Raw genomic sequence first — 9,580 nt, 5'->3', positions numbered from 1 at the left:
AGGCGATGATTTCGCGGTCGAATGCGTCGATGACGAAGGCGAGACGAATGACCTCGCCATTCCAGCAGGTGAACTCCAGACCGTCCGAGCACCAGCGCAGATTGGAGCGCATAACCATGACCTTGCCGTCATGGATGCGGCCCTTGCGAACGGCGGTATGCTTCTCCAGCAGCATGGCATGGTTGCCCATGATGCGATGGACCCGTTTGGCGTTGACCACAGGCTTATCGGCGGCTCGCCTTTCGCGATTGAGGAGCGCGGCGATCCGCCGATAGCCATAGGTTGGCCTTTGATCCACCAGCCTGCGAATGGTGGGCAAAAGCTCTGCATCCTCGACCTTGTGGTAAGGCCCACGCGGCTTTGATTTGCCTTTCAGCCGCTCGATGAGGTTGGAACGGGAGACGCCTAGCGTGTCTGCTACGGCCTTCATCGCGAACCGTCCTTCGGCAACAAGATCGGCCGCGATATCCGTTTTTTTGAGTCCGCTTTGGAAAGGGCTTCGCGGAGGATTTCGACCTCCATCGTCTTACGGCCGAGCATGCGCTCCAGCTCGCGGATGCGATCTTCCAGTTTCTTCACTTCCGAATTGCCGACCACCGGCTCGTCAGAATCCACGGCTGCAGCACCTCCCTCACTCAAGAGCCTGCGCCACCGGTAAAGCAGATTGGGCGCAACACCATGGCGGCGAGCGGTCGAAGATACCGTTTCGCCTGGTTCGAAACTCTGCTCGATGATCGTCAGCTTTTGCTCGGTTGTCCACCGCCGACGGCGGACATCACCTGTCAGCAATTCGACATGTCGATACTCGTTAGACATAAGCCTATACCCAAGCCTGTGCTTGAGCCTTTCTGCTTATGCCGACTGTCCGGTCGAAATGGGGGGCAGTTCAGAAATGATCTCGAGAGCATGGAGTGCTTCACGCCGATAGGCGTTGCGTCGATAGCGGACGGACCATCGAACGATGAAGATGGCAATTGCCAGGAAGAGCAGGGCCGCCAGTAGTCCCCATCCCCATGTTTGCGGCAGCCATGAAATTGGCGGTGGAATAGCAATGTCGTGGAGCGACCTAAGAGCGGTCTCTGTTGCTTGATCCACTATCGCCTCCTTTGGCGCCACATGGACTTCTCAAGGAGGTTGCGTAATTGCGGTGCGGTTTCTTCTGCCGCAGAGATGGGCAGCATTGGTAGCCCGAGTTCGCGTTGCCAGGAGCGGAATTCGCGCCCGCGGTTACGCGCGAAGCTATCGATGGAATTGCGCATTGGTCCTTTGCCAAAAATCAATTCGGCCTGTGTGGTGCCGCCACTGACGACCAGTTCGCCGCTCTTCGGCAGATCAAGCAGAAATGGATCATAGACCAACAGGCAGATCACATCATTGCGGCTCGAAATCTGGAGCAGGTAATCGCGTGTCGTATCGTCATGGCCATCGAAGTCGCTGACCACGATCACAAGATAGTCGTGATAGGCGATGGCGCTGACGTGATGCAAAATGTCATTCAACATGGATGGAGCGGGATCTGATCAGCGTGCCGGTGCATTCTGATCTCGATTTCGGCCGGCGAACCGGAAAGGTGCGCGGCTTCTCTCTGGATATCGAGCCGGTGATACCAATGCGATTTAATGATCGTTGGAATGTCATTTCTCATACAGACATTCCTCTCGTCTATACCAACCCGTTTGGCGAGGGCGGTAGCACTTACGGGCTAGGCGATATCACACAAACTTTCTCATTCACCCCGGCGGCTCATGGCCCGCTAATCTGGGCAATTGGACCGCAGTTTTCTTTTCCAACGGCTACAGATGATCTGCTGGGGTCCGGTAAGTTCTCTCTCGGCCCATCGGGCTTGCTGCTTTATCAAACCAGTTCGGTCACGACCGGTATGTCGGCAAATCATATTTGGTCGGTACTCGGTGCCGGTAGTAGGCCGGACGTAAATCAGACCGAGTTGCAACCGTTTATCGCGTGGCATATCGGTAAAGGCCGGACGATATCGGCCAACCTTGATGCCGACTATGACTGGACAGCCGATCAATGGACTGTGCCTGTTTCGGGCTCGTTCTCGAAGATCGTAAAGGTTGGCGATCAGACGATGAGCCTGTCACTGGGGGCCAAATACTGGCTCGAAGGTCCAGAGGAAGGCCCAAAATGGGGTATAAAGGCCGGCGTCACCTTCCTGTTCCCCCAGACCGTTAAATAGTGTCATAGACGCTGGAACACTGTGTGCTTCGACAAGCTTTGTGATGTCAAAACTGAGCGCAACAAGACGACAAGTCTTAGAGGTTCGCGACCTTTTTTAAATCATCGATGGCTCCGGGTGCTGAGGCAAATACGTGGCTGCCTTTCATAATGTTTTCTCCTTCGACCGGGAATGGATGGGCATAACCGCCTGCTTCGCGCACGAGGCAAAATCCAGCCATGCAATCCCAAGCATGCATGTATGGTTCATAGTAGCCCACGAGCCTGCCTGCTGCGACATAGGCAATCATCAAAGCGCCTGAGCCGTTGCGAATGAAAGTACCGCCGGCTTCCAGAAGGTTCTCCACGATCTTGGCTACGGTTTGTGGAGTAACGTAGTTATTTGCACCGATGCCGGTAACAGCGTTTTGAATGGTCTTCGTTGAATCAAGTTTCAATGCCTTGCCGTTGAGTGTCGCACCAAGACCTTTTGCAGAAGCATAAAGCTCATCAAAACAAGGCGCTTTGATAACACCAATGACAGGTTCACCATTCTTCAAAACGGCAATCGAAACGCACCAGTTCGGCATGCCATTGACGAAGGGGCTGGTTCCATCAATAGGATCCACCACCCACGTATAACCAGACGATCCTTCGTCTAGCCCATATTCCTCACCGAGAAAGCCGTCGGTTGAAAATTTTTCTGAAACCAGCGTGCGAATAAGCTGTTCCACATCACGGTCAGCGATGGAGACCACATCTTGCGGATCGCGCTTGAATTCAATAGTGAGTGCTTCGCGATTGTTGAAATAATCGAGTGCCTTAGCACCAGCGGCTAATGCAATGTCTTTGGCGAGAGCCAGTCGCGCTTCCAGTTCCTGATTGTTATGGTTCGTCATTTTCTGCTTTCGTCGGGAATAGAGATAGCTACTACGGTCTATTGACTGATAAGAGCGAGTCCACGTGTCTTGAAGTGTATCGAGACGTCGGTGAGTGGCGGCAATGCCTGCTCCGCTTCTGGATCGACTATGAAGAGTTTGCCATGTTCGGTTTCGATCTCATATTCAATGTGATCTCCCAGATAAGCGGCGTGCGCGATACGGCCCGGAAAATCACCACCAGCCATCGGCTGCAGATTAACAGCATTCGGGCGGATCGCCAGTTGTGCAGGCCCAGTTCTGGCATTGCGTGCGGCGACACGGTGCGTCAGCGCGCCGATCCGGATAACGGCCTCGTTGTTTTTGGTGGAAATCACTTCGCAAGGAACTACATTCGCCTCTCCCATAAAATCCGCGATGAAAGCGGAGGCCGGTGACTCATAAAGGTCACGCGGGCTGCCTTTCTGAGCAATATTGCCTTCCTTCATCACGATGATGGTATCTGACACAGCCAGTGCTTCGTCCTGATCATGGGTGACATAGACCGCCGTAAAACCAAGGCGTTGCTGAAGTTCACGAATTTCCGTTCGCACGCGTCGGCGCAGTCGCGCATCAAGATTGGAAAGCGGCTCATCCAGAAGCAGAACCTGCGGTTCTAGCACCAAAGCACGAGCCACAGCTACACGCTGCTGTTGCCCGCCGGACAGTTCCGCAGGCAGGCGATGGCCCATACCGGCCAGACCAACCAACTTCAGCCCTTCTTCCGCACGTTCACGCGCCTCTGCCTTCTTGAAGCCGGAAGATTCCAAACCATAGGCAACATTGTCCAGCGAACTCATATGTGGAAACAGCGCGTAAGATTGGAACACCATGGAAACGTCGCGTTCATTGGCAGGAAGATTTGTGACATCTTTTCCACCGATCAGAATGCGCCCTGACGTTGGGTGTTCCAGCCCGGCGAGCAGGCGCAGGGTGGTTGTCTTACCGCAGCCGGATGGCCCCAGCAGGGTGACCAGCGTTCCCGGCTCAACAATGAGGGACAGGTCGGGCAGGGCGGTGAAGCTTCCAAATTTTTTGGAAACGTTCTCGAAAGTCACGGAGCCGGGACGGATCGTAGTCATGCTACTTTCTCCTGATTAACGGTTTTGACGGGCGTGACTGCGGCAACACGATTTTCTCGTCTGAGTTTTCGTTCGCCGACAAGCATCTGGAACCCAGTAATGATGACGATCATCACCACAATCAGCATTGAGGAGTAAGCGATGGCGACCCCGAATTCGCCATTTTCGACAAGGCCAACGATATAGGATGTTGCCATATTGTATTGGGCCGAGACCAGAAAGATCACAGCACTGATTGACGTGATGGCGCGCACGAATGAATAGACCAATGCGGCGGTAATGGCCGGGCGCAAAAGCGGCAGAATGACTTTACGAATGGTCCGGAAACTGTTGGCCCGCAAAGTCAACGAAGCTTCGTCGAGGCTCTTGTCGAGCTGGCTCATTGCCGCGACGCCGCCGCGAACGCCTACCGGCATGTTACGGAAGACAAAGCAGGCGATAAGGATTGCCGCAGTGCCCGTCATTTCGAGTGGCGGCAGATTAAACGCCATAATGTAGCTGACGCCAATCACGGTGCCGGGAATTGCAAAGCTCAGCATCAGCGCAAATTCGAACACATTACGCCCAACAAAACGCTGGCGGACAATCAGATAGGCAGTGAGTAGGCCAACGGCGGCTGTAAGCGGTGCTGAGAGCAGAGAGATTTCCATCGTGGTCCAGAACGAGTTCCATGCGACGCCGGTCCATGCGATGCCGTTTTCGGTCCAGCTAATGGAAAAAGCGCGTGCATAGTGCTCCAGAGTCAGGGTGTTATCCAGCCCCCACTGGCGCACAAAGCCGCCAATGAGGATCATGAGATAAACGATGACGGTGAACACCATCCATGGAATGACCAGCGCATAGACGCCAATTTTCAATCCACGCGGCAGGGCGGCGTGCACGCCTGAATCGCCCTTGCCGGTAACGGTCGCAAAATTCTTGCCCGCCAGCCAAAGGCGCTGGATAAGGAAGGCACTCAGCGTGAAGCATAGAAGCACCATGGCCAGCACGGCTGCGCGCGATGGATCGTTTTGTGCGCCGACTACCGCGAAAAAGATCTCGGTCGACAACACTCCGTTGCTGCCGCCCAGCACCATGGGATTGCCGAAGTCGGCCATGCTTTCGATGAATGCTATGAGAAAAGCATTGGCAAGACCTGGCGCCATTAAAGGCAGCGAAATTCTGCGGAATGTGCGCCAACGGTCGGCACGCAATGTTTGCGACGCTTCTTCCATTGACGGGGACACGCCTTCAACAACGCCGATGAGAACCAGAAAGGAGATTGGGGTGAAGGACAGAACTTGCGCGATCCAGATGCCGGTGAGACCATAGAGCCAGCGACCCGGCTCGACACCGAATATGTTAGAGATCTGTTCGGTTACCACGCCTGCGCGTCCGAACAATAATGTCAGTGCGAGACCGACAACGAATGGCGGTGTGATGATCGGAAGGATGGTCAGAAGCCGAAGCCCTTTTTTGAAGGGGAATCCGGTTCGTGTGGCGACGAGCGCGAAAGCGAGGCCGAGTATTGTGGAGCCAGATGCTGTCATCAACGCGAGCCACAATGTGCGCCATGCGACACCGCAGCGTCCTTCTCCAACAACGCAGGCGAAACTCCAGATCGAGGCGTCTTGTATGTTCCCGATGAAACCTTCCGGTTTGAACGAACCATCGAAATCCTGAACGGAGCCAGCAAACATACTGAGCACAGGATAGAATACAAACACGCCTACCAGAGCTACGAGCAAGGTGATCGAGGAAACGACAAAAGCATCGCCTTTCATGACGCCGCGCTCTGTAAGACCGAACGAGAAGATCAGTAGAAAACAAAGGCAGATCAGAAGAGCGCCGGCACCGAAGGCTGGTTGTCCATCAGCGAGCGGACCGAATAGATTTTCGCTGATTGTCCAGTTCCAACCAGAAATGCCGATTGCCAGCCCTTGAAGGACGAGGAACAGAAGGCCAATTAGGCTTGCCCAGATCAGAATGGGACTGCGACTGCCCACAGGCAATGCGATGCGGGCAAATGCACAAACGAGCATCAAAGCGACGGGTATGCCAAGCCAATGGCGAGAAAAGGCAAATATCTGCAAAATTCCGGGTGCGTTAGCACTTTCGCTGAACATGTCCGCGAGCCAGCCGAAGCTCAAGAAGCCATCTTCTATGCGATACCATGGCAATAGAACGAAGGCGACCAGTGCAAGCGCCAGGACAATATCCAGTCTGCGATTTTGCTGAACCATGGGTGCCCGCTTCCCTTCGTGTTTCAGATTTACGGCGATGACCGGTTTAGGTTTTCGCCGCAAAGCCATTCAGGGCAGGCGCGTTGCCAGTAGCGGCAACGCGTCCAAACGACGATAGAAAGTCCTAAGCAGGATTAATTGGCGTGCGCGCCAATTTCCTTGTCCCACCGCTCCAGAAGCTCTTTGCGCTTGGCGGGATCACCATAGGTCTTGAAGTCATAATCGATGAGCTTGATATCCTCAAAGCGCGGCGATTCTTTCGGCACTTCGGCGGACGTGTTCGATGGAAGCTGGAAGGATTTGGCATCCTTCATATGAGATTGAACATCTGCCGTGAGCGCCCAGTCATACCACTTCTTCGCATTGTCGAGGTTCTTGGCACCTTTAACGATGGACATGGAGCCGATTTCATAGCCTGTTCCTTCGCAAGGAGCGATCGATTTGACCGGGAATCCTTCGGCAGTCATCGACACAGCGTCATGCATGAAAACAATGCCAACGCCGGTCTCTCCCCGCGCAGCCGATTTGACCGGCGCTGAACCAGATTTGGTATATTGAGAAACGTTCTCGTTGAGTTTCTTCAGGTAATCATAGGCCTTGTCCTCACCCATGATCTGCACCAGCGTCGCAAGGGCAGTATAGGCGGTGCCGGAAGAGTTGGGGTTGGCCATCTGAATTTCGCCCTTATAGGACGTATCCAGCAAGTCAGCCCAGCATTTGGGCTCTTTCAGCTGCTTCTTGGCCAGAATATCGGTGTTGTAGCCCCAGCCGAGTGCGCCCGCATAAACGCCGACAGTGCGATAATTGGCGCTTTCCGCCTGTTTCTTGGCCCAGTCCTGCAACTGATCGAGCATCGGTGATTTATATTCCAGCGTCAGCCCTTCAGAGGCGGCCTGCAAATGTGGATCGCCGGTACCCGCCCACCAGATGTCGGTCTTGGGGTTGCGTGCCTCGGCACGAATCTTCGCATAAGTTTCGCCGGAAGAAAGCCGAACCATGTTCACTTTGATGCCGCTATCTTTTTCGAACATGTTCTTCATCTGCTCGCAGATCACGACGTCAGCTGAACAGATCAAATTGAGATTGCCAGCGGCATGTGCTGCGAAAGCTATTGACGATATACCAGCGGCGAGCGCCGCAATCAAAAATGTCGAACGCATTGTTTCCCTCCCAATGTCCGGCGCCTCCACGCCGACGTTTTTGCAAACGTGTGCATAATCTTTGCTTTTTGCGCAGAGCTGTCAACGCATTTGTAAAATTCATTCCGAATTTTTGTTAAATGGTTCAATTGTTCTGTTTTACATAGAAATGTGCACAGCCGTGCAGAAGGCTCCACTCGGCGTATTGCACATGATATATGAAACGTATATGATTCATATAATGACATTGGACTAGGAGACATTGATGGGTATCGTGAAGATCGGTGACGACCTGCATGAAGAATTGCGTAAGGCGAGCGACGTCATGTGCCGTTCGATCAATGCGCAGGCTGAATACTGGATGAAGATCGGAATGCTGGCGCAGGCCAACCCCGATATGTCGTTCAACGAAATTGTGCAGATGCAGCTGCGCGCGGCACAAGTGGAAATCCCCGTTATGGTCGTTCGGCCATCATGACGAAAACGCCTGCCGAAGTTGAGCAGATGGCGATATCTGGAGCATTGCTGGCTTCTGTGTTTTCGCTTCTGGATCGCACACCGCTTGCTGGGATGACAACGATGCAGGTCAATAATCTGGTCGAGGAGTTCATTACCGGCGAACTACAGGCGCGGCCTGCCAGTAAAGGGCAGTATGACTATCCCTTCGTCCTGAACGCCTCAAAAAACAATGTTGTTTGCCACGGCATGCCGTCCGATGATGACGTCATTGCGAATGGCGAGATCATCAACTTCGATATCACCCTTGAAAAGGGCGGCTATATTGCGGATTCCAGCAAGACTTACATGATTGGCGACGTTGCGCCTTTTGCATCCCGTCTGGTACGCGTGACTTATGAGGCGCTGTGGAAAGGCATTGCGGCGGTGCGCCCCGGCGCGACGCTGGGCGATATTGGTTATGCCATCGAGCGCCATGCTAAGCGGCATGACTACAGCGTTGTGCGTGAATATTGCGGGCATGGTATCGGTACGCAAATGCACGAGGAACCGCAGGTTCTCCATTTCGGTAAACCGGGCACCGGAGAACGCTTGCGCGAAGGTATGGTTTTCACCATCGAGCCGATGCTCAATCAGGGGACTGCCAAGGTGAAAACCGAAAAGGATGGCTGGACCGTCGTCACCCGCGACGAGAAGCTGTCGGCACAGTTCGAGCACACGGTTGCAGTCACCAGCAATGGCGTACGTGTCCTAACCTTGCGTCCCGACGAAACGAAAATGCTGGCAGCCGTTAAACACGCAGTGTGAACGACAAATGGTCGACGGAAGGATCTGGCTGTCGTTCAAGACTGCTGATCTCGCTATCGATTATGGTCGCGCCGCCATGTCTGAAATTTCTGTTCGAATTTCTCCTTGGTGCATGGGTAAAGTCCAATAATAGCCTCGCCGTTTTTCACCTCTTCCAACACGAAATCTTCGTAGGTTTCCATGCCGACACATTCCTCGGTAATTTCCTCGCAAAGATGCGCGGGAATAACCATGACGCCATCGGCATCGCCCACCAATATGTCACCGGGGAACACTGCTGCGTCGCCGCAGGAAATTGGCACATTGATGTCGATGGCTTCATGCAAGGTCAGATTGGTCGGCGCTGATGCCTTTGCGCAATAAGCGGGCATGGGCAGTTCACCAATTCCCGTTACGTCGCGAAAACCGCCGTCGGAGACGATTCCTGCCGCACCGCGCAATGCAAGCCGGGTCACCAGTATAGACCCTGCCGTTGCTGCGCGCGCATCCTTCCGCGCATCCATAACCAGAACCCATCCGGGCGGGCAGGTTTCTATGGCGACACGCTGCTTGTGATCCGGGTTGCGGAAGACCGTGATAGGGTTTCGATCTTCGCGCGCGGGGATATAACGCAAGGTGAAGGCCTGCCCGACCATGTTTTCTGGCTTGCGCGCCACCTGAAGCGCACCTTGAATGAACTGATTGCGCAGGCCACGTTTGTAAAGCGCGGTAGCGACTGAGGCCGTGGAGACCTTCTTCAGCTTGGCGCGGGTTTCGTCGGAGAGAACATATTCGCTCATCGT

9 protein-coding genes and 2 pseudogenes are annotated in these 9,580 nt (G+C 54.1%); 3 read left to right on the top strand and 8 right to left on the bottom strand.

Features of this window, described 5'->3' with window-relative positions; all coding sequences use genetic code 11:
- The 3 genes and pseudogenes from ACTJKP_RS23120 to ACTJKP_RS23110 all read right to left on the bottom strand — a co-directional run.
- Positions 1-816 (bottom strand): annotated as a pseudogene (locus tag ACTJKP_RS23120) (IS3 family transposase); the annotation flags it as partial.
- Positions 817-852: 36 nt separating this feature from the next.
- A complete protein-coding gene (locus ACTJKP_RS23115) occupies positions 853-1,095 on the bottom strand; it encodes a DUF4381 domain-containing protein (protein WP_440632333.1) in 243 nt (80 codons plus the stop codon).
- Positions 1,095-1,514 (bottom strand): annotated as a pseudogene (locus ACTJKP_RS23110) (DUF58 domain-containing protein); the annotation flags it as partial. The pseudogene ACTJKP_RS23110 and the gene ACTJKP_RS23115, both read right to left, overlap by 1 nt.
- On the opposite strand from ACTJKP_RS23110, the gene ACTJKP_RS23105 reads away from it, so the two are divergent.
- Positions 1,505-2,197 (top strand): transporter, encoded by a 693-nt coding sequence (locus ACTJKP_RS23105; protein WP_440632332.1) that lies wholly within the window; start codon positions 1,505-1,507, stop codon positions 2,195-2,197. The pseudogene ACTJKP_RS23110 and the gene ACTJKP_RS23105 sit on opposite strands and share 10 nt — an antisense overlap.
- 76 nt (positions 2,198-2,273) lie before the next feature.
- Here the strand turns inward: ACTJKP_RS23105 and ACTJKP_RS23100 are convergent, their stop codons facing one another.
- The 4 genes from ACTJKP_RS23100 to ACTJKP_RS23085 form a co-directional block, all read right to left on the bottom strand.
- Positions 2,274-3,074, bottom strand: a complete 801-nt coding sequence (locus ACTJKP_RS23100) for an inositol monophosphatase family protein (protein ID WP_440632331.1) — start codon at positions 3,072-3,074, stop codon at positions 2,274-2,276.
- 38 nt (positions 3,075-3,112) lie between these two features.
- Entirely contained in the window at positions 3,113-4,174 is a 1,062-nt protein-coding gene (locus tag ACTJKP_RS23095) for an ABC transporter ATP-binding protein (RefSeq protein WP_078340637.1), read from the bottom strand.
- Positions 4,171-6,396 carry an ABC transporter permease gene (locus ACTJKP_RS23090; protein WP_440632330.1) on the bottom strand — a complete coding sequence of 742 codons (2,226 nt, stop codon included), beginning with the start codon at positions 6,394-6,396 and terminating at the stop codon, positions 4,171-4,173. The genes ACTJKP_RS23095 and ACTJKP_RS23090 overlap by 4 nt, the downstream gene beginning before the upstream one ends.
- A 134-nt stretch (positions 6,397-6,530) precedes the next feature.
- Positions 6,531-7,556, bottom strand: coding sequence for an ABC transporter substrate-binding protein (locus ACTJKP_RS23085; RefSeq protein WP_440632329.1), 1,026 nt, complete (start codon positions 7,554-7,556; stop codon positions 6,531-6,533).
- 244 nt (positions 7,557-7,800) lie between these two features.
- On the opposite strand from ACTJKP_RS23085, the gene ACTJKP_RS23080 reads away from it, so the two are divergent.
- Entirely contained in the window at positions 7,801-8,013 is a 213-nt protein-coding gene (locus ACTJKP_RS23080) for a ParD-like family protein (RefSeq protein ID WP_078340634.1), read from the top strand.
- A complete protein-coding gene (gene map, locus ACTJKP_RS23075; protein WP_440632328.1) occupies positions 8,010-8,798 on the top strand; it encodes a type I methionyl aminopeptidase in 789 nt (262 codons plus the stop codon). Before ACTJKP_RS23080 ends, map begins: the two co-directional genes overlap by 4 nt.
- 53 nt (positions 8,799-8,851) lie before the next feature.
- Here the strand turns inward: map and ACTJKP_RS23070 are convergent, their stop codons facing one another.
- Positions 8,852-9,577, bottom strand: a complete 726-nt coding sequence (locus ACTJKP_RS23070) for a ribonuclease activity regulator RraA (RefSeq protein ID WP_440632327.1) — start codon at positions 9,575-9,577, stop codon at positions 8,852-8,854.
- Between the last annotated feature and the right edge of the window lie 3 nt (positions 9,578-9,580).

The organism is Brucella sp. 22210 (assembly GCF_052045675.1).
In the GTDB taxonomy this organism is placed as follows: domain Bacteria; phylum Pseudomonadota; class Alphaproteobacteria; order Rhizobiales; family Rhizobiaceae; genus Brucella.
Note: the sequence above shows the minus strand (reverse complement) of the source record. Positions and strands in the feature narration are given on the sequence as shown.

Coding starts and splice junctions, on each gene's coding strand:
- ACTJKP_RS23105 (WP_440632332.1), top strand. CDS start 1,505: ATGGAGCGGGATCTGATCAGCGTGCCGGTGCATTCTGATCTCGATTTC.
- map (WP_440632328.1), top strand. CDS start 8,010: ATGACGAAAACGCCTGCCGAAGTTGAGCAGATGGCGATATCTGGAGCA.
- ACTJKP_RS23070 (WP_440632327.1), bottom strand. CDS start 9,577: ATGAGCGAATATGTTCTCTCCGACGAAACCCGCGCCAAGCTGAAGAAG.
- ACTJKP_RS23085 (WP_440632329.1), bottom strand. CDS start 7,556: ATGCGTTCGACATTTTTGATTGCGGCGCTCGCCGCTGGTATATCGTCA.
- ACTJKP_RS23090 (WP_440632330.1), bottom strand. CDS start 6,396: ATGGTTCAGCAAAATCGCAGACTGGATATTGTCCTGGCGCTTGCACTG.
- ACTJKP_RS23100 (WP_440632331.1), bottom strand. CDS start 3,074: ATGACGAACCATAACAATCAGGAACTGGAAGCGCGACTGGCTCTCGCC.
- ACTJKP_RS23080 (WP_078340634.1), top strand. CDS start 7,801: ATGGGTATCGTGAAGATCGGTGACGACCTGCATGAAGAATTGCGTAAG.
- ACTJKP_RS23095 (WP_078340637.1), bottom strand. CDS start 4,174: ATGACTACGATCCGTCCCGGCTCCGTGACTTTCGAGAACGTTTCCAAA.